This window comes from Actinophytocola sp. (genome assembly GCF_036555685.1).
GTDB lineage: Bacteria > Actinomycetota > Actinomycetes > Mycobacteriales > Pseudonocardiaceae > Actinophytocola.
The window spans coordinates 16522-35121 of the sequence record NZ_DATBKY010000113.1; the positions used below are offsets into that span (position 1 = coordinate 16522).

17 protein-coding genes are annotated in these 18600 nt (G+C 74.1%); 12 read left to right on the top strand and 5 right to left on the bottom strand.

Annotated elements, in window-relative coordinates:
* The first annotated feature begins 120 nt into the window (after nucleotides 1-120).
* From VH969_RS12075 to VH969_RS12090, 4 genes are all read left to right on the top strand, one after another.
* Nucleotides 121-867: an ATP-binding protein gene (locus VH969_RS12075; RefSeq protein WP_331973795.1), complete on the top strand. Its 747-nt coding sequence runs from the start codon at nucleotides 121-123 to the stop codon at nucleotides 865-867.
* 10 nt (nucleotides 868-877) lie between these two features.
* Nucleotides 878-1693, top strand: a complete 816-nt coding sequence (locus tag VH969_RS12080; protein ID WP_331973796.1) for an MEDS domain-containing protein — start codon at nucleotides 878-880, stop codon at nucleotides 1691-1693.
* Between the two features lie 52 nt (nucleotides 1694-1745).
* On the top strand, nucleotides 1746-3050 hold the full coding sequence (locus VH969_RS12085; RefSeq protein ID WP_331973797.1) for a cytochrome P450: 1305 nt from the start codon (nucleotides 1746-1748) through the stop codon (nucleotides 3048-3050).
* A gap of 68 nt (nucleotides 3051-3118) precedes the next feature.
* Nucleotides 3119-3331 (top strand): hypothetical protein, encoded by a 213-nt coding sequence (locus VH969_RS12090; protein WP_331973798.1) that lies wholly within the window; start codon nucleotides 3119-3121, stop codon nucleotides 3329-3331.
* On the opposite strand, the gene VH969_RS12095 is transcribed toward VH969_RS12090, so the two are convergent.
* Nucleotides 3312-4505 carry an FAD-dependent oxidoreductase gene (locus tag VH969_RS12095; protein WP_331973799.1) on the bottom strand — a complete coding sequence of 398 codons (1194 nt, stop codon included), beginning with the start codon at nucleotides 4503-4505 and terminating at the stop codon, nucleotides 3312-3314. The two genes, VH969_RS12090 and VH969_RS12095, sit on opposite strands and share 20 nt — an antisense overlap.
* Before the next feature lie 114 nt (nucleotides 4506-4619).
* Here VH969_RS12095 and VH969_RS12100 point away from each other — a divergent pair, with 114 nt between their 5' ends.
* The 4 genes from VH969_RS12100 to VH969_RS12115 all read left to right on the top strand — a co-directional run bounded on the left by VH969_RS12100 (nucleotide 4620) and on the right by VH969_RS12115 (nucleotide 11415).
* Nucleotides 4620-7331 carry an AAA family ATPase gene (locus tag VH969_RS12100; protein ID WP_331973800.1) on the top strand — a complete coding sequence of 904 codons (2712 nt, stop codon included), beginning with the start codon at nucleotides 4620-4622 and terminating at the stop codon, nucleotides 7329-7331.
* Nucleotides 7332-7435: 104 nt separating this feature from the next.
* Nucleotides 7436-8560 carry a hypothetical protein gene (locus tag VH969_RS12105; protein WP_331973801.1) on the top strand — a complete coding sequence of 375 codons (1125 nt, stop codon included), beginning with the start codon at nucleotides 7436-7438 and terminating at the stop codon, nucleotides 8558-8560.
* Nucleotides 8561-8573: 13 nt separating this feature from the next.
* Nucleotides 8574-10697 carry an MprF family protein gene (locus VH969_RS12110; protein ID WP_331973802.1) on the top strand — a complete coding sequence of 708 codons (2124 nt, stop codon included), beginning with the start codon at nucleotides 8574-8576 and terminating at the stop codon, nucleotides 10695-10697.
* Between the two features lie 22 nt (nucleotides 10698-10719).
* The gene (locus VH969_RS12115) at nucleotides 10720-11415 is read left to right on the top strand and encodes a DUF4389 domain-containing protein (RefSeq protein ID WP_414638486.1); all 696 of its coding nucleotides are present in this window, start codon (nucleotides 10720-10722) and stop codon (nucleotides 11413-11415) included.
* A gap of 6 nt (nucleotides 11416-11421) precedes the next feature.
* Here the strand turns inward: VH969_RS12115 and VH969_RS12120 are convergent, their stop codons facing one another.
* The gene (locus VH969_RS12120; RefSeq protein ID WP_331973803.1) at nucleotides 11422-12282 is read right to left on the bottom strand and encodes a DUF427 domain-containing protein; all 861 of its coding nucleotides are present in this window, start codon (nucleotides 12280-12282) and stop codon (nucleotides 11422-11424) included.
* A gap of 132 nt (nucleotides 12283-12414) precedes the next feature.
* Here VH969_RS12120 and VH969_RS12125 point away from each other — a divergent pair, with 132 nt between their 5' ends.
* The 4 genes from VH969_RS12125 (at nucleotide 12415) to VH969_RS12140 (ending at nucleotide 16072) form a co-directional block, all read left to right on the top strand.
* On the top strand, nucleotides 12415-12909 hold the full coding sequence (locus tag VH969_RS12125) for a CGNR zinc finger domain-containing protein (RefSeq protein ID WP_414638487.1): 495 nt from the start codon (nucleotides 12415-12417) through the stop codon (nucleotides 12907-12909).
* A complete protein-coding gene (locus tag VH969_RS12130) occupies nucleotides 12902-14560 on the top strand; it encodes an MOSC domain-containing protein (RefSeq protein ID WP_331973804.1) in 1659 nt (552 codons plus the stop codon). The genes VH969_RS12125 and VH969_RS12130 overlap by 8 nt, the downstream gene beginning before the upstream one ends.
* Before the next feature lie 150 nt (nucleotides 14561-14710).
* Nucleotides 14711-15046: a cupin domain-containing protein gene (locus VH969_RS12135; protein ID WP_331973805.1), complete on the top strand. Its 336-nt coding sequence runs from the start codon at nucleotides 14711-14713 to the stop codon at nucleotides 15044-15046.
* Between the two features lie 114 nt (nucleotides 15047-15160).
* Nucleotides 15161-16072, top strand: a complete 912-nt coding sequence (locus tag VH969_RS12140) for a universal stress protein (RefSeq protein WP_331973806.1) — start codon at nucleotides 15161-15163, stop codon at nucleotides 16070-16072.
* On the opposite strand, the gene VH969_RS12145 is transcribed toward VH969_RS12140, so the two are convergent.
* The 3 genes from VH969_RS12145 to VH969_RS12155 all read right to left on the bottom strand — a co-directional run bounded on the left by VH969_RS12145 (nucleotide 16061) and on the right by VH969_RS12155 (nucleotide 18538).
* The gene (locus VH969_RS12145; RefSeq protein ID WP_331973807.1) at nucleotides 16061-16450 is read right to left on the bottom strand and encodes a VOC family protein; all 390 of its coding nucleotides are present in this window, start codon (nucleotides 16448-16450) and stop codon (nucleotides 16061-16063) included. The two genes, VH969_RS12140 and VH969_RS12145, sit on opposite strands and share 12 nt — an antisense overlap.
* A gap of 7 nt (nucleotides 16451-16457) precedes the next feature.
* The gene (locus tag VH969_RS12150; RefSeq protein WP_331973808.1) at nucleotides 16458-17204 is read right to left on the bottom strand and encodes an arsenate reductase/protein-tyrosine-phosphatase family protein; all 747 of its coding nucleotides are present in this window, start codon (nucleotides 17202-17204) and stop codon (nucleotides 16458-16460) included.
* A gap of 62 nt (nucleotides 17205-17266) precedes the next feature.
* Entirely contained in the window at nucleotides 17267-18538 is a 1272-nt protein-coding gene (locus tag VH969_RS12155) for a hemolysin family protein (protein WP_331973809.1), read from the bottom strand.
* Nucleotides 18539-18600 lie beyond the last annotated feature (62 nt).

Below are 18600 nucleotides of genomic sequence, written 5' to 3' on the forward strand. Positions count from 1 at the left end.
CGCGCCTGGTCGGTGGCGGACGCCGGTTGGTCCGCGTCGGACAGTCCACTGGTCGCCCCACCAGCCGGGTGACACACTGGAGGTACCAACGCCGGTGGGGTCGCAGGAGGAGCACGGCTGGTGCGCCGCCAAGGGCTCGAGATCGGCCAGCGCGTCCTGTTCGGCGCGGTGGTCGCCGAGCCGCGCGGCGTGCTCGATGCGGGCAGCTACCGCACGCTGCGCGACACCCTCGTGAAGATCGCGGTCGACGAGCCGCTGGCGGTGATCGTCGACCTCGACCGGCTCGACGTGCCGGACGGCTCGGCGTACGCGCTGTTCGTCTCGGCCGGCGACCAGCTCACGCAGTGGCCGGGCGTACCGCTGCTCCTCGCGGCCGAGAACGAGGGCCAGCGGGCCCGGGTCCGCGAGTACCACCTGCCGCGTTTCGTCATCGTGCACACGTCGGTGAGCGCGGCGGTGGCGGCCATCGGCGATCCGCCGCTGCGGCGCATCGCCCGCCGCAGGCTGCCCAACGCGCTCACCAGCTCGGGTGCCGCCCGCGACTTCGTGCGTGAAATCTGCGCGGAGTGGCGCGTCCGCGTGGATGTCGACACGGCGGTCGCCGTCGTCGCCGAGCTCGTCGAGAACACCCTGCTGCACACCTACTGCGCGCCGTCGCTGCGGGTGGAGCTGCGCCGCGACCTGCTGACCGTTGCCGTGTACGACGACGACCCGGAGCCGGTGCGGCTCGTCGAGCGCGACGTGGCCGCACAGCGCCGGGGTGGCCTCGCACTGGTCGCCGCCTACGCCCGTGCCTGGGGCTGCGCCCCGACACCGGCCGGCGGCAAGGTCGTGTGGGCCACGCTGCGACTGTCCGGAGGCGAGTAGCGTGTCCGCGATGGATGACGGGTCGCCCGCCCGGCACGCGCTGGTGCTGCACCAGTCGAGCCTTCGCCACCGGGAGAACACGGTCGCGTGGGTGGTCGACGCTCTGTCCCGGGGTGACAAGGTCCTCCACCGGGCCGCCGATCCGAACCGGCTCGTCGACGCCATCGGCGAGGTCGCCGGCACGGCCGAGGACTCCGGGCAGCTCGAGATCGTGGACGCGCACCGCGCCCGCACGATGACCGACGGCCTGCCGCGTGCCCTGCATCAGATGTTCGAGGACCTCGTCGGGCGCGCGTTCGACGACGGTTACCGCGAGATCGTGCTCACCGCGGACGAGGAAGCCGAGCGGATCATGGTCCCCGAGGCCGGCGACCGCGTAGCCCACGAGCACGACCTGGACCGGCTGGCCATGCAGCCCGGTGTGCACGTGCTCTGCTCCTACGACCTGCGGGTGGAACAGCCCGACGTGGTCGAGGCGGTCGTCGGCGTCCACCACCGCTGCGTCGACGACGTCCTGTGGTCCGCGCGCCTGTCGGGCGAGCGGCTGCTCGTGCGCGGCGAGATCGATTTGAGCAACGCGGTCCGGTTCGGGTCCGCGCTGAGCGCGGCCGCCGCGCACGGCGTGCGCACGGTGGACCTCCGCGAGGTGACCGTGCTGTCCGCGGCCGGCACGCGTGCCTTCGAGGTGACCGCGGGCTTCCTGCGCGAGCGCGGTGAGCGGCTGACCCTGGCCAACATGTCGCCGAAGGTTCGCCTCGCGGCCGCGACGTTGCTGGTCGCCGGCGAGCAGGTGGTCGACGTCGTCGAGCCACGCGCCGAGCGCTGACGTCCGCGGCTATGGTGTGGTACGTGCCAGTACCACTCGGGTAGGGGGCCGCATGCGCATCGAGGACAGGGCGAAGCCGGTGGTCCGGTGGGCGCTGGGGCACGGGGTGCCGCGCACGGCGCTGCGCGTCGCCGCGCGGCGGGGCGATCTGCAGTCGCGCTTGTTCGCCGAGGCAGGCGTGTCCCCGACGGTCGGGCTGACCGGGTTGTTCGACGAGATCCGCGGGCGGGGCCGGCTCGTCAGGGGCGCGTTCTCCTACGTGACCGCGAGCCATGCCGTGGTCAGGGAAGTCTTGACCGGCAACGACTTCCGCAGCGGCATCGTCCCGGACGCCACCGGGTGGTGGGGCCGCCTGTCGGAGTGGTCGTCGGTCGAGGGGCTGCACCCGATGGCGCCACCGTCCCTTTTGGTCACCGAGCCGCCGGACCACACGCGCTACCGCAAGCTCGTGACGCGGGTGTTCACCGTGCGGGCGGTGGAGAACCTCCGTGCCCGCACGGAGGAGATCGCGCACGAGCTGCTCGACGGCCTCGACCCGGCCGAGCCGGTCGACCTCGCCCGGACGTACTGCAGCCTGCTGCCCGTCACGGTGATCGCGGAGATCCTCGGCGTGCCGCCGCAGGAGCGGCGGCGGGTGCTCACGCTGGGCACGGCCGCCGCGCCGAGCCTCGACATGGGGCTGACGTGGCGGCAGTTCCGCGCGGTGGAGCGCGCGCTCGTGGCGTTCGACGCCTGGCTCACCGCACACCTCGAGCGGCTGCGGTCGAAACCGGGCGACAACCTGCTGAGCCGGCTCGTCGCCGCGCGGGAGGACGGCGTCGGTCTCACGGACCTCGAGCTGCGTGCCACGGCCGGCCTGGTGCTCGCGGCCGGCTTCGAGACGACGGTGAACCTGCTGGGCAACGGGATCGCCCTGCTGCACGACAATCCCGACGAGCTGCGCGCGGTCGCCGACGAGCCGTCGCTGTGGCCGAACGCGGTCGACGAGATCCTCCGCGCCGACCCGCCGGTGCTGCTGACCGGCCGGACCTGCCTGCGGGACACGGAGGTGGCCGGCGTGCCGGTGCCGAAGGCCGCGCTGGTGACCACGATCCTCGCGGGCGCCAACCGCGACCCGGAGGTCTTCGCCGATCCCGGCCGGTTCGACGTGCACCGCGAGAACGCGCGCGAGCACATCTCCTTCTCCGCGGGCCGGCACTACTGCCTTGGTGCCGCGCTTGCCCGCATGGAGGGCGAGGTCGGCCTGCGGGTGCTGTTCGACCGCTACCCGAAGCTGCGCCTGACTCCGGGCGCGACGCACCGGCAGACCCGCATCCTGCGCGGCTACGAGAGCCTGCCGGCCCGCCTCGCCGGCTGACCTTTGTCCACTGAGGACCGCGCCTGGCCAACGGCGCGCTTGAAGTCCGGGCACTCGATGAGGAGTTCGTGCCGGCAGGTGGCGGCGTGGCGCCCCACGGCCACCCCCTGCTGGACCTCGTCCAGCGAGACGCCCTGGCGGACGAACCCGCGCGGCTCGCGACCCGGGCGCGGCTGCGCACGCTCGTCCACGAGCACGGCGTCACCGTCCTCTCCGCGCACGATCCATGGGAACCGGCCCGGCGCACGCCGGCACTCGGTCCTAACCGGACAGAGCCGTGACGAACTCCGCCAGCCGGGCCGGGTTCTCCTGCTGGGCGCCGCGCACCAGGCGGCTCGCCGAGCCCGGCAGGTGGCCCAGCGTGCGCAGGCCCGTGTCCCGCACGCCGGTCAGCGCGGGGTTGGTCAGGCGCGACAGCCGGGCGAGGCGTTCCGCCCGGTTCTGCACCCGCACGACCGCCGGGCGCCGCCGCCGGGTGTAGCGATCGAGCGCGCCGGGCACGGCGGCCGCCGCGGCGAGCGACGCGGTCAGCGCCGCGGCGTCGACCAGCGCGCTGTTCGCCCCCTGCCCGAGCGTCGGTGCCATCGCGTGTGCCGCGTCGCCGAGCAGCACCAGCCGGCCGTCGTGCCAGCGGCGGCAGTCGATCCGGTCGGCGCGGTTGACCAGCAGGTCGGAGAATGCGTGGACCCGGCCGAGGAGCTCGCCCGCGACCGGCAGCACGCGCGCCCACGCGGCCCGGCACGCGGCGAGGTCGCCGGCGGCGATCGCGGTCGCCACCGGCGGTGCCGACACCGAGCCGTAGAAGTAGCAGGTGGCCGCGTCGACGGGCGCGCCGCCGAACAGGCCCAGCGTGGTCCAGTACTCGCCCTCGATGTCCGCGCCCCGCCGTGGTACCAGGGCACGAAGGTAGGTGCCGGCGGTTCGGGCCGGGCGGGCGCCGAACGCGCCGCCCGCGCGCACCGTCGAGCCGATGCCGTCCGCGCCGACGACCAGGTCCGCGTCGATCGTGCTCCGCCGGCCGAGCCACTCCAGGTCGACGGAGCCGTGGGGACGGGCCGACCTCGCGGTCGCGCCGAGGCGGCAGTCGATGGCGGGGGTCTTCGACACGGCGGTCAGCAGAACCTCGTACAGCTGCGAGCGCCGGAGCGCCAGCAGGTGGTCGAGCCCGCCGCCGAAGTCGGGCACGGCGAGCGTCGCGACGGGCGACCCGTTCGCGCCGTGCACCACGCTCGCCCGCACTCGGTGCCCGGTGCGCTCGAGCGGGTCGGCCAGGCCGAGGCCGGTGAGCACCGCGAGGCCGTTGGGTTGCAGCAGGATCCCGGCGCCGGCCGCGGCCGGGGCGACGGCACGCTCGAGCAACGTCACCGACGCGCCCGCGCGTGCCAGCAGCAGCGCGGCCGCCATCCCGCCGACACCCGCGCCGACGACCACGACGTCGAGCTGCGCGACCTTCATCCCGGTCCTCCGTCCGGCGAGCACCACGCTCCTCCCGTCCGCGCGACGAGCACATCCGTGAGGTCCACAGTGCTGGCGCCCGGTCCGGGCCCTTCGCGGGGTTACGATCTCCTGGTGCTCTACGGCCGCGGTGCCGAGTGCGCCGTGTTGGACGACCTACTGACCGCGGCCCGCAGCTCGTCGAGCGGAGTGCTGGTCCTTCGAGGGGAGCCGGGCGTCGGCAAGTCCGCCCTGTGCGAATACGCCGCCGGGCGGGCCACCGGCATGCGGGTGCTGCAGTGCGCCGGCATCGAGTCCGAGGTTCCGGTGCCGTTCGCGACACTGCATCAGCTGCTCCACCCCGTGCGCGACCGGCTGCCGATGCTGCCCCCGGCCCAGGCGGCCGCACTGGGCGGCGTGTTCGGCACCGTCCCGGACCGGTGGAGCGACCCGTTCCTCGTCGCGGTCGCGTTGCTCACCCTGCTCGGCGAGGTCGCGGCGGACACCGGTCTGCTGTGCGTGGTCGACGACGCGCACTGGGTCGACGCCGCGTCCGCCGAGGCACTGGTGTTCGCCGCCCGCCGGCTCGACGCCGAGGGTGTCGCCCTCGTGTTCGCGGCCCGCGACGGCGACACCCGCGAGTTCCGTGCGGACGGGTTGGCGGAGCTGCGGGTCCCGGGGCTGGACGCGGCGGCCGCCCGCGCACTGCTCGCGGACACCGCCCCCGGGCTCGCCGACGACGTCTGCGCGAGCCTCGTCGCCAGCACGGCGGGCAACCCGCTCGCCCTGCTGGAGCTGCCGGCGATGCTGAGCCGCGAGCAGCTGACCGGCCGCGAGACGCTGCCGGTACCGCTGGCTGTCGGCGACCAGGTCGAGCAGCTGTTCATCACGCGCGTGCACCGGCTCTCCCCGCCCGCGCGGCACTTCCTGCTCGTCGCCGCGGCCGAGAGCACCGGCGACCTGGCGGCCGTCCTGCGCGCGGCCGCGCTCGCCGACATCGCGGACGGCGTGCTCGCCGAGACCGAACGGGCCGGCCTCGTGCAGGTGCGGGACGGGCGGCTGCGCTTCCGGCATCCGCTGGTCCGCTCGGCGACCTACCACCGGGCCACCTTCCTCGACCGCCGCTCCGTCCACGCCGCGCTCGCACACGTGCTGACCGACCCGGCCGACGCCGACCGGCGCGCCTGGCACCTGGCCGCCGCCGCGATCGAACCCGACGCCGAGCTGGCCGGCGCGCTGGAGGCCTCGGCCAACCGGGCCCGGGCGCGCGGCGGCGCGGTCGCGGCGGCGGACGCCCTGGTGCGCGCGGCGGAGCTGAGCCCGGTCGGCGCCGACCGCGCCGCCCGGTACGTCGCCGCCGCCGGTGACGCGTGGCAGGCGGGGCAGTGGCACCGGGTGCCCGCGCTGCTCGACGAGGCCGAGCCGTTCACCGGGACCGCGGAGGTACGCGCCCGGCTGCTGTTCCTGCGCGGCATGGTCGAGCTGCGTTCCGGGCAGCCGGCCACCGCGTACCGGCTGCTGCTGCGCAGCGCGGCGCAACCCGGGTCGCGGCTGGAGACCCTGGTGCACGCGGGGGAGGCGGCCACCCTCCTCGGCGAGCCTGCCCTGGCGTCCGAAGTGGAACGGCTCGCGCGGCGGCAGACGGGGAACGGCGACGGCGCGGAGGTGCCGGAGCTGCTCGCGCTGCTGTCCGGCTGGGCCCGCATCGGCCAGGACGACTGGAGCTCCGGCGCCCGCCTGCTCGCCGGCGCCGTCACGGGCGTGCACGCGCTGGACAGCCCCACACACCAGCTGTGGGCGGGCCGGGCCGCGATCTATCTCGGCGACGTCGCCACCGCGCACGCCTGCTACAGCCGCGCGGTGTCGCTGGCCAGAGCCGAGGGCGCGGTCGGCGCGCTGCCGATGATGCTCGACCGGCTCGCGTTCGCCGACATGCTCAGCGGCCGGCCGGCGGCCGCCACGGCACACGCGACCGAGGGGTTGCGGCTCGCGGACGCGCTCGGCCTGGACAGCGGGATCGCGCTGATCAGCCTGGCGCTCGCGGCGGCGTGGACCGGCGACGAGAACGCCTGCCGGTCCGCGGCAGAGCGCGCCCACGAGCTCGCGGCGGCCCGGCGGCTGCGCGTGGTCGCGGCAGGCGCGGACTGGGCGCTCGGCCTGCTCGACCTCGGCGCGGGCCGCCCGGCCGACGCGTTCGAACGCCTGCTCGCGCTTCGCCCCGGCGGCCGCGGCGACCACGTGATGATCCGGCTGTGGGCCACCCCGGACCTGGTCGAGGCCGCGGTGCGCGCGGGGGCGCCGGCGGAGTGCGAGCCCGCGGTGGCGGTGCTCGCCCGCTGGGCCGCCGGCAGTGGCCTGCCGGTGCCGGAGGCGGCCCTGCTGCGCTGCCGCGGCCTGCTCGCCCGGGAGGACCCGGCGACGGCGTTCCGCGCCGCGGTGGACCTCGACCCGCGCGGCGACCGGCCGCTGGAGCGCGCCCGGGCGGAGCTGCTGCTCGGGGAGTCGCTGCGCCGGGCGCGGCGGCGCAGCGAGTCGCGGGTGCACCTGCGCGCGGCGCTGGAGGGCTTCGAGCGGGCCGGCGCGGCGCCGTGGTCGGCGCGTGCGGCGGCCGAGCTGCGGGCCAGCGGGGAGACCGCGCACACCCGGGATGTCGGCGCGCCCGGCACGCTGACCCCGCAGGAGCGCCAGATCGCCGCCTTCGCCGGGCAGGGCGTGAGCAACCCGGAGATCGCCGCGCGGCTGTTCCTCAGCCGCCGCACGGTCGAGTACCACCTGCACAAGGTGTTCACCAAGCTCGGCCTGGCCTCCCGCGCGGAGCTGGCCGGGTTCGACCTCGACGACCGGTGAGCCGGCGACCGGTGAGCCGGCGACCGGTGAGCACACGGATGCCGGTCCCGTCGCGGCGGGCGCATCGTGCGAAGCGACCTGTGCCGCGGATCGAGGAGCTCGCGATGACCACGAACAACCCACCCGCCGTGGCGCCCCGCCGGCGAGGTGCCGGCCCGGGCCGGGTCCTCGCCATCGTGGCCGCGGTGATCCTGATCCTCATCGGTGCGTGCCTGGCGTTCGCCGGCACCGTGCTCATGGTGACGTTCGGCAGCGACGGCCAGGTCAGCTCCGCGAAGCACCCGGTGGCAAGCCCCACCGCGGCGGTCATCACCGACGTCGCGGCGATCCGGGCCACCTCCGAGATGGCCGACGTGCTCGGCACGCCGGAGGTGAACTTCTCGGCCGACGGCGGGAACGCGAGCGGGCTCTTCGTCGGCATCGGGCGGGTCGCCGACGTCGACCGCTACCTCGCCGGGGTCGAGATCGACCAGGCCACGGACTTCGAGCTGAACCCGTACGTGCTGACCCTCGCGCGGCGCGACGGCATCCGGACGACGGCCCCGCCGCCGACCGAGCAGGACTTCTGGGTGGCGTCCGCGACCGGGACCGGCGGGGTCGACCTGAGCTGGGCGGCGCAGGACGGCAACTACCGCGTGGTCCTGATGAACGCGGACGGCGCGGCCGGGGTGGACTCGCAGCTGTCCGTCGGTGTCGGCCTCAGCGGCATGTTCGGGCTGTCGCTCGGCCTGCTGATCGGCGGGGTCGTGCTGATCCTCGTGGCGATCGCCCTGCTGGTGGCCACCAGGCCGCGCCGGGTCCAGTTCCCGACCGGACCGCCGTACGCGCCGCGGACCGGTCCCGCGCCCACCGGTCCCGCCCCCGCATGGCCCCCGCCCGCCGGAACCGCCGCGCCGGCATGGCCGCCGGCGCCCACCGGTCCCGCGGCCGGCGAGCCGGCCGGGACCCCGACACCGCCCACCGGAATCGCGGTGCCCACCGGGCCGGCGCCCACCCGCACGGCGCCCGTCGAGCCGCCGGCCACCGGAGCGGCGCCCGCGCCGCCGGTCGGGCCGCCGCCAGTCGCCGAACCGACGCCGACTCCCGCGGCCCCCGTCGAGCCGTCGCCGGCCACCGGTCCGAGAGCGACACCCGCGGCGCCGGCCGAGCCGTCGCCGGCCGAGCCGTCGCCGGCCGAGCCCGCGTCGCCTTCCGGTACGACACCACCGGTCCGGGAACCGCGCACCTGATCGGGTGTGAACCATGGCCGGACACGTCGCGCCCGCCCCCGCCCCGCCCGCGCACGCGATCACCTCCCGCGTGGCCGCCGTCGCGACGCTGCTGTGGCGGCGGGTCCCGTTCACCACGGTCGTCGTGGCCGTGATGCTCGTGGCCGCGGTGGCCAGCGGGGCGTTGTGGGCGAGCGCGGCCGAGCACGACTGGTACCCGGCGGTCGCCTACGGGCTGCCCGCGTTCGAGGCCGGCAAGTGGTGGACGGTCGTCACCGGGGCGTTCTTCGCGATGGAGCCGCTCTACTACATCCCGGTCGCCGGCGGGTTCGCCCTGCTGGTGGGGCTCGCCGAGTGGCGGCTGGGCACTGCGCGGACCGCTGCGGTCACCGTGTTCGGCCAGCTCGCCGGCGTCCTCGGGGCCGCCCTCGTGCTGCTGGTCCTGCGCGGCACCGGCTGGGACTGGGCCGAGCGGCTCGCCCAGCAGACCGACCTCGGCTTCTCCGCCGGCGCGCTGGTCGCCGTCGTCGCGGTCGCCGCCGCCGTCCGGATGCCGTGGCGGTTGCGGCTGCGCCTGGCGCTGGGTGTGTACGTCGGCGTGTCGCTGCTCTACGTCGGCACGCTCGCCGACCTCGAGCACGGCGTGGCCGTCGCGGTGGCGCTGCCGCTTGGCGGGTGGCTCGCCGGACCTCGCCGGGCGGCCGGCACGGGGTACCCGAACCGCCGGGAGTGGCGGCTCCTCGCGGTCACCGGCCTGCTGATCATCGCGGCCGTCCAGGTCGTCGTGTACATCGCGCCCGCGGACGGCCCGCTCGGCTCGACCCGGCAGGACAACACCACGCTGATCGAGCTCGCGATCGTGCTCGTCGTGGTCGGCCTGATGATCAACGGGCTGCGCAAGGGAAAGCGCTCGGCGTGGCGCTGGGCGGTCGGGATCTCGGGCCTCTACGTCTTCGTCGGCGCCGGCGTCGGGTTGCTCGCCCTGGCCGCTGTCATCTTCGGGCTCGACGTGACGGTCGAGCGCGTACCGCTGTTCGTCGCCGACTCCATCTTGTGGGCGGCCTTGCTCACCGTGCTCGTGATGGGACGCGGGGCGTTCGCGGTGCCGACCCGGCGGCGCCGGCGCAAGGCCGGTGGCATCACCAGCGACGTGCCCGCGGCGACCTCGCTGCTCGAGCGCTGCGGCGGCAGCACGCTGTCATGGATGACGACTTGGCCGGACAACGCGCACTTCTTCACCGAGGACGGGGACGCCTTCATCGCCTACCGCCCGCACGCCGGGGTGGCGATCGCGCTCGGCGACCCGGTCGGGCCGCCGGGCTCGGCGGGCCGCGCGATCGCCGAGTTCACCGCGATGTGCGACCAGAACGTGCTGACGCCGTGCCTGTTCTCGGTGACGGAAGTGGGCCTCGCCGCCGTACGCGAGCAGGGCTGGCTGCACCTCCAGGTCGCCGAGGACACCCTGATCGACCTCGAGGGCCTGGAGTTCCGCGGCAAGTCGTGGCAGAGCGTGCGCTCGGCGATCAACCGGGCGGCCAAGGAGGACGTGGAGTTCCGGATGGTCGTCCTGGCCGACCAGTCGTGGGCGCTCGTGACGCAGGTGCGGGCCGTGTCCGAGGAATGGGTCGGCTCCAAGGGCATGCCGGAGATGGGCTTCACCCTCGGCGGCGTGGACGAGGCGCTCGACCCGCGGACGAGGGTGGGCCTCGCGCTCGGCGCGGACGGCTCGGTCCAGGGCGTGACGTCGTGGCTTCCGGTCCACAGTGGAGGCGGCGCGGTCGAGGGCTGGACGCTCGACCTCATGCGGCGACGTACCAACGGGTTCAAGCCGGTCATGGAGTACCTCATCGCGGAGAGCTGCCTGGAGTTCAAGGCGGAGGGCGCGCGGTTCGTGTCGCTGTCCGGCGCGCCGCTGGCCCGCGACGGCGTCCCGGCGGCACCGCTCGAGCGGTTGCTGGACTCGTTCGGCGCGGCCATGGAGCCGTACTACGGCTTCCGCTCGCTGCACTCGTTCAAGACGAAGTTCAAGCCACGCTACGAACCGATGTACCTCGCCTACCGCGACGAGGCCGACCTGCCCCGCATCGGCTTCGCGCTGGCCCGGGCCTACCTGCCCGACACGTCCCTGCGCTCACTCGCCCGGATGCGCTCGTCGTAGCGCTCTCATCTCAGGAGGGATCGTGTCTCGTTCAATCCGCCTGGAGGCGCGGCTCGACGAGCCCAGCCGCGCGCTGTGGTTGGTCAAGTGGCTGCTGCTCATCCCGCACTACATCGTGCTCGCGTTCCTGTGGACGGCCGCCGCCCTGCTCTGGGTGGTCGTGTTCTTCGCGATCTTGTTCACCGCCCGCTACCCGCGCCCGCTGTTCGACTTCAACCTCGCGGTCATCCGGTGGTCGTGGCGGGTCTGGTACTACGGCTACTTCGCGCTCGGCACCGATCAATACCCACCCTTCACGTTCGACGCGCGCCCGGACTATCCGGCCACTGTGGACATCGAGTACCCGGAGCGGATGTCCCGCGGGCTGGTGCTCGTCAAGTGGTGGCTGCTCGCACTGCCGCACTACATGATCGTCACCTTCTTCCTCGGCGGTGGCGGCTACCTGTTCTGGCAGTGGGGTGACGCGTGGTCCGGCCCGACCGGCGGCCTGATCACGATCCTGACGTTCTTCGCGGCCGTGACGCTGCTGTTCACCGGCGGCTACCCGCGGGGCATCTTCGACTTCGTGATCGGCATGAACCGGTGGGTCTTCCGGGTCAGCATCTACGCCGCCCTGATGACCGACGAGTACCCGCCCTTCCGGCTGGACCCGGGCGGCACCGAACCGGTCCCGGCCGGCCTCGAACCCGAGCCGAGAGCACAGACGACCACCGCCTGACCCGGATCAGCGGGCGCGGATCTCGTCGACGCCGAGGCCCCGGTCGACGCCGTGCGGGGTGACGGACTGGCCGGGCTCCAGCTCCAGACGCTCGCCGTCCAAATAGACGTCGATCTTGTCCGGCTGGAACGAGATCATGCCCGACACGCGGCGCACCTCCGGCCACGCCTCGCGGTACGACCACGCCGCCTGGCGGTGCGAGCCGACGTCGTAGTAGCTCGCGATTCCCTTGTACGGGCAGAAGGTCGCCTCGTCCACCGGCGTCAGCGCGGACTCGTCGACGTCGTCGCGCGGGACGTACCAGCGCGGCGCGAAACCCGACTCGTACAGCACCAGCGGCCGCTTCGTGTCCGCGACGACCCGGTCGCCGTCGTACACGACGAGGTGGCGGGAGGTGGTGCGGATGTCGTTGCGGTGGTAGAGATCCGCGGCATGGCCGACGATCCGCTCGTCCTCCTCGTAGAACGCGTCCATCGCGCGCCACGCGAACGCGACGCGGTCGGTCAGCTCGCTCGCGTGGCCGGGCAGCTCCACGTGCCGCCACGCCGCGCGCCGCGCCTCCGCCGCGCCGCCGCGGACGGTGAACCACGCCGTCGCACCGAGGTCGCGGTGGGTGGTGACCCGGTCGGTCGGCGCGAGCGCCCCCGGGGCGACGTCCGCGAGCGGGAAGTACGCGACCGGGTACCGGCCTGGCTCGTGCAGCAGCACGACGTCCGAGCTGTCGGCGATCCACTCGCCGCCGAGCCGCACACGCATCCGCCGCCGCGCCGGTTCGGCGAACAGCAGCCGCTCGGGCAGCGGATCGGGAACCAGGAACCGGCCGACACCCTTGAGTGCGAGTGGGCCTTGCTGCCAGGAGAGTCCCATCGTCTTGTCCTTTTCAACTCATTGTCCTCGGGAGGTACCGAACCCTCGTTCTAACCCCTTTAAGTCGGTATTGCGGTTAGGACTGAAGCACAGTACTGTCTAACCCGTCAAGAGGTTCAGGGAGGTTAGAAAATGGCGACGGTGGCCGACGAGGCGCTCCTCCTGGCGTTGCTCAACAGCGCGCCGCTCGTCGACGGCGTGCCGGCCGACGAGCTCGCCGACGACGCGATGGCCGGCACCTGGCTCGGCGCGCACGTGCCATGGTCCGGTCCCGTCCCGGCCGCAGACCTGCGGGAGGCCAGGGCGGCGCTGCAGGCGGTCGTCCGCGGCCAGGCGTCGCCCGAGTCGCTGGCGCCGCTGCTCGACGGCGTGGTCCGGCGACCGGAGCTCACCGCCGACGGCCTCGAATGGCGGCTCGACGGTGACTCGGTCGCGGTGCGGGCCGTGCTGGCATGGGACGCGCTGCGCGTCGACGCCCCGGGCCGGCTGCGGCCGTGCGCCAACGACGAGTGCGCGCTGTTCCTGCTCGACCGCAGCAGGGCCAACAACGCCCGCTGGTGCTCGATGGCCGTGTGCGGCAACCGGATGAAGGCGCGCCGCCACTACGAGCGGGTGCGCAATGCCTAGCGCGGCGCGGTTGCTCTCGGTCAACGTCGGCATGCCGAAGGACGTCGCCTGGCAGGGCCGGACCGTCCACACGGGAGTGTGGAAGTACCCGGTCGGGGGGCCGCGCATGGTGCGCACGCTCAACGTCGACGGCGACGGCCAGGGCGACCTCGGCGGCCACGGCGGCGAGATGCGCGCGGTCCTCGTCTACCAGGTCCAGTCCTACGAGCACTGGCGCAGGCATTTCGGCCGCGACGACCTGGACCACGGCCAGTTCGGCGAGAACTTCACCGTCGACGGCCTGCCCGACGACGAGGTGTGCATCGGCGACCGCTACCGGATCGGCGAGGCCGAGTTCGAGGTCTCCCAGCCCCGCGTCACCTGCTTCCGCGTCGGCATGCGCTTCGGCGAGCCGACGCTGCCCGCACTGCTCGTCGCGCACCACCGGCCGGGCTTCTACCTGCGCGTCATCCGGGAGGGCCACGTCCAGGCCGGCGACGAGATCGTCCGCACCCGGACGGGCCGGCACGCGCTGACCGTGGCCGACACCGACGCGCTGCTCTACCTGCCGGGCCGCGACATGGACAAGCTCCGCGCCGCGATCGACATCCCCGCGCTGAGCCCCGGCTGGCAGCAGTCGTTCCGCGAGCTGCTCGACACGCCCGCGCCGCCGGCCGGCCCGGCGTGGGAGGGCTTTCGCCGGCTGCGGGTCACGGACATCGTGGCGGAGAGCGCGTCCGTCGCGTCGGTGCACCTGGCCGCCGACGAGCCGCTGCCGCCGCCGGGTGCCGGGCAGTACCTGACCGTGCGGGCGGCCGGCGCGCTGCGCAGCTACTCGCTGTCGTCCGACCCGGCCGCCGGCACCTACCGGATCAGCGTCAAGCGGGAGCCGGACGGCCTCGTCAGCGGCTACCTGCACACCAAGGTCCGGCCGGGCGTGGACCTGGACGTCGCGGCCCCGCGCGGCGAGTTCGTCCTCGCCGCCGGCACGAACCCGGTGCTGCTCGTCTCCGCGGGCATCGGCGTCACCCCGGTGCTCGCGATGCTGCACGAGCTCGCGGCGCGGCACCCGGACCGCGAGGTGTGGTGGCTGCACACCGCGCGCGACGCCGAGCACCACGCGTTCGCCGCCGAGGCCCACGAGCTGCTCGCCGGGCTGCCGGCGAGCCACGAGCACACCTTCTACACCGCGACCGGGGACCGGCTGACCCGCGACGCGCTTGCCGGGCTCGGCCTGCCCGCCGGCGCCACCGCGTACATCTGCGGCCCGGCCGGATTCATGGACGCCGTCGGGGCGGCGCTCGCCACGCTCGGGGTGACCGACGTGCATACCGAGATGTTCGGCAGCCGGTCGGCGATCAACCCGGGCGTCGTCGGCGCGCGCACCACGCCACCGCACCAGCCGGCCGGCCCGCCCGGCACCGGCCCGAGCGTCACGTTCGTCCGCAGCGAGCTGACCGTCCGCGCCGACGAGCGGTCGCTGCTCGAGCTGGCCGAGGCGTGCGACGTGCCGACCCGGTGGTCCTGCCGCACCGGCGTGTGCCACACGTGCGTGACCCCGGTGCTCTCCGGCACCGTCGTCCACGACCCGGTCCCGCTGGAACCGCCCGGCCCCGGCGAGGCGCTGATCTGCAGCGCCCGCCCGACCGCCGACCTCATCCTCGACCTGTAGCGGGGCCGTCGCCGAGGTGAGCGGTCCCGGACGGCAACACCTGGACGCTCGATGGAGCGCCGCGCCGCGTGACCGGCGCCGGCCGGGTACACACTGGCGCGCGGCCGGATGTCGGGGCATCGTGACCGGATGACGACGACAGGAGGTCCGATGACACCGCACCCGGCCGTCACCACGCTCGACGACCTGGCAGCTCAGGTTCTCGCCGACGCGCGCGCCCAGCACTCGCGCCGGTCCGCCCGGACGCTGGTCACGGGGACGTCGCTGCGCGTCACCCTCATCGGGCTCGCCGATGGTGCCGAGCTGGCCGAGCACGACGCGCCGACGGCCGCCACCCTGCAGGTGCTGACGGGCCGGGTGAAGGTGCACACGCACGGCGAGGAGTGGGACCTCGAGGAGGGCCGGCTGCTGTGCATTCCGCACCAGCGGCACGGCGTGACCGCACTCGCGGACGCGGTGGTCCTGCTGACGGTGGCGCTCCGCTAGTTGCTCCACTGTAGACAGTGACGAAGGTCCCGGGCGATTCGGGACGTGCCGCACTGGTCCGTGATGGTCCCGAGCGGCTTTCCTCGAGGTGTAGGTCGCCGGGGGAGGGTCGCCATGGGGCAGTACGTCGTCGTCGGGATCGACGGGTCGGACAGTTCGTTGCAGGCCGTGCGGTGGGCGGCCGACGAGGCGCGGCGGCGCGGCGTGGGGCTGCGGCTGCTGCACGCCGTCGAGCTGCCCGCCAGCTACTCGCCGCGCATCATCGAGTGGAACGTGCTGCACTCCGCGATGACGGACCGCGGCCACGAGTGGCTGGCGAAAGCCCAGGCAGAGGCCCGCGCGGAGGCCACGGGCGTCGACGTGGAGACGGTGTTGACGGAGGCCGACTCGGCGGTGCCGGCCCTGGTGAAGGAGTCCAACGACGCGGCACTGGTGGTGCTCGGCAGCCGCGGGCTGGGCGGCTTCAGCGGCCTGCTCATCGGCTCGACCGCGGTGGGGCTCGCCGGTCGTTCGCGGTGCCCCGTGATCGTCGTTCGCGGGACGCCTTCGGCGGGACCGGTCCTCGTCGGGGTCGACGGGACCCCGGCCGGCGAGGGCGCGATCGCCTTCGCCTTCGCGCAGGCGTCCGCGCTGGGCGCCGACCTGGTCGCGGTCCACGCCTGGAGCGACCTGGTCATCGACGCGGCACTGATGACGGGGGCAGGCGCGATCGACTTCGGCCCGCTGGAGCAGCGATCGGCCGAGCTCCTCGCCGAGCGGCTGGCCGGCTGGCCGGAGAGGTACCCGGACGTCCACGTCACCCGCGACGTGGTGCGCGATCGCCCGGCGAAGGCGCTGCTGCGCCGCGCCGCACAAGCGCGGCTGGTGGTGGTCGGCAGCCGCGGGCGCGGCGGGTTCCGTGGCCTGCTGCTCGGCTCGACCAGCCAGCACCTGCTCTACCACGCCGCCTGCCCCGTCGCGGTGGTCCGCACCGACCCGGAGAGCGCGAGCGCGGCCGGTACGGAAACCGCCGCGTCACCCGGCTGACGCGGGAGCGAACAGCTCGACGAGGTTGCCGGCCGGGTCCGCGAGCAGGATCTGGCGGCCACCCGGGCCGGACACCACCTCGCTGCGGAAGCCCACGCCCGCGCCGCGGAGTCGCTCGATCTCGGCGTCGAGGTCGGCCACGGTGAGGTGGATGCGGTTGCGCCCGGCGGTCGCGGCGTCCGCGGGAGTCGCTCGCGCGCCGGAGCTGGCCGCTCCGGACAGCAGCAACCGCAGCGGTCCCCGCATGACGTCCGCGAACGCCGGCAGGTGCGCGCTGCGCAGGGTGAAGCCGAGGTGGGTGGTGTAGAAGTCGACGGCTGCCTGCACGTCGTCGACGATGTAGCGGACGCTGACCACGCGGTCGTCGATCTCGGTCATGATTCGGTCATCCCTTCACCGGTGAGACGGCGATTCGGCGTGCGAAGAACTCGACGCGGGTGTGGATGTCGGCCGCGACGCGCCGGAAAGCGGCGTAGCCGGGCTGCCCGGCGGGATCCGGGATGCTCCAGTGGATCGCCTCCGGGGCGCCGGGGAACTCCGGGCACACCTCGCGGACCTTGTCGCACAAGGTGATCACGTGGTCGAAGCGGTGCCCGGCGAACTCGTCCAGGTGCTTGCTACGCCGCCCGGCGATGTCGATTCCGTACTCCCGCATCGCGCGCACCGCGCTCGGATGCAGCCGTTTCGGGTGGCTGCCGGCGCTGGCCACCTGGACCCGCTCGCCCGCGACGTGCGCGAGGAACGCCTCGGCCAGCTGCGAACGCGCGCTGTTGCCGGTGCACAGGAACAGCACCCGCACCGCCCGGCGCCGCCGGTGGACCGCGGGTGGTCGCGCGGCCAGGCCGGGATGGAGCGCGGACCCGGTCGCGGCGAGCAGCTCGCCGCACCGCGTCAGCTCCAGGTGGTAGTAGCTGTCCCGCTGGTCGGCCGAGCTGCGCCGCGCGGACACGAGCCCGCCGCCGCGCAGCTTGCCGAGGTGGTAGGACACCGCGTTCTGCGGCTGGCCGACCAGGACGGTCAGCTCTCCGGCCCGCAGGTCGCCACGCGACAGCTCGGTCAGCAACCGCCACCGCACCGCGTTCCCCGCGAGCTGGAGGAACGTGGGCGGCGACAGGTCCGCGGGCGCAGCCATGCGTCGCAGAATACATCAAATGAGATTGATACGCCTTGCGCCGGCGGCCGCGGTCGGCGACGTCAGCTTCTGGTTCGTGTCACGCGGACGCCCGTGATGGCGTGGTGGTCGATGGCTGTGACCTCGATGGTCCAGTCCGTGAGCACCACCCGGTCGCCGGGTTCGGTGGGGATCCGGCCCAGCGCGGTGAGGACGAGGCCGGCGATGGTGGCGTAGTCCGCGTCCGGGCGGTCGGTGATCTCCACGCCCAAGTCGGGCAGGTCGTGAATCGGGAAGGTGCCGGGCAGGCGCAGCGTGCCGTCCGGCTCGGTGCGGGTGGCCATGATGTCGCGGTCGGTCTCGTCGTAGATCTCGCCGACGATCTCCTCCAGCAGGTCCTCCAGTGTCACGATGCCGTCGATCGCGCCGTGTTCGTCGGCCACGAAGCCGAACTGCTCACGTTCGTCCTTGAACCGGCGCAGCGCGTCTGACACCCGCACGGAGTCGGGGAACACGACCGGCGGCCGCGCGACCTCGGTGAGGTTGCGGTCGTCGTCGAGCAGGTCGCGGAGGGCGACGACGCCGATGAGGTCGTCGAGATGTCCCTCACGCGTGACGGGCGCGCGGGTGTGCCCGGAATCGGCGAGCTCGGCACGCGCCTGCGCGATGGGCTGGTCGGCGCGCAGCGTGATCACCGCGCGGCGGGGGACGAGGACCTCGCGGAGCAGACGCTCGTGGATGTCGAGCGCGCCCGTGATGATCGTGCGCTGCTCGGCGTTGAGCCCGCGATGGCCGGCGACCAGGTCGCGGAGCTCGTCGGGGCTGAGCTGCTCGGCCGCGACCTCCGGGTTGCCGCCGAAGATCCGCACCACGACGTTCGTCGTCCGCCCGAGCAGCCACACCACCGGACGGGACACGCGGGAGAGCAGGTCGAGCGGCCGGGCGACCGCGATGCTCCACGACAGGGCGTACTGCATGGCCAGCCGCTTGGGAGCGAGCTCGCCGAAGACGAGCGTGAGGAACGTCAGCACGACGGTGATCACCGCGACCGCGACCGGCCGCGCGGCCGTGCCGAGGAAGGCGAACAGCGGCGCGACGGGTTCGGCGAGCGAGACCGCGGCGGTCGCGGAGGCGAGGAACCCGGCGAGCGTGATGCCGATCTGGATCGTGGCGAGGAACCGGTTCGGGTCGCGGGCCAGCCGGACGAGGGCGCGTGCACTGGGCGTCTCGCGCCGCTCGAGCTGCTTGAGCTGCCCCTCCCGCAAGGAGATCAGCGCGATCTCGCTGCCGGCGAACAGCGCGTTCAGCACGATGAGGACGCCGACCAGCACGAGGTTGCCCCAGTAGCCGTCCATAGATCGTCCTCGCCGCGAGTCGTCCGTGGCAGGGCGCCACGCTAACAATGAACGGACTACCC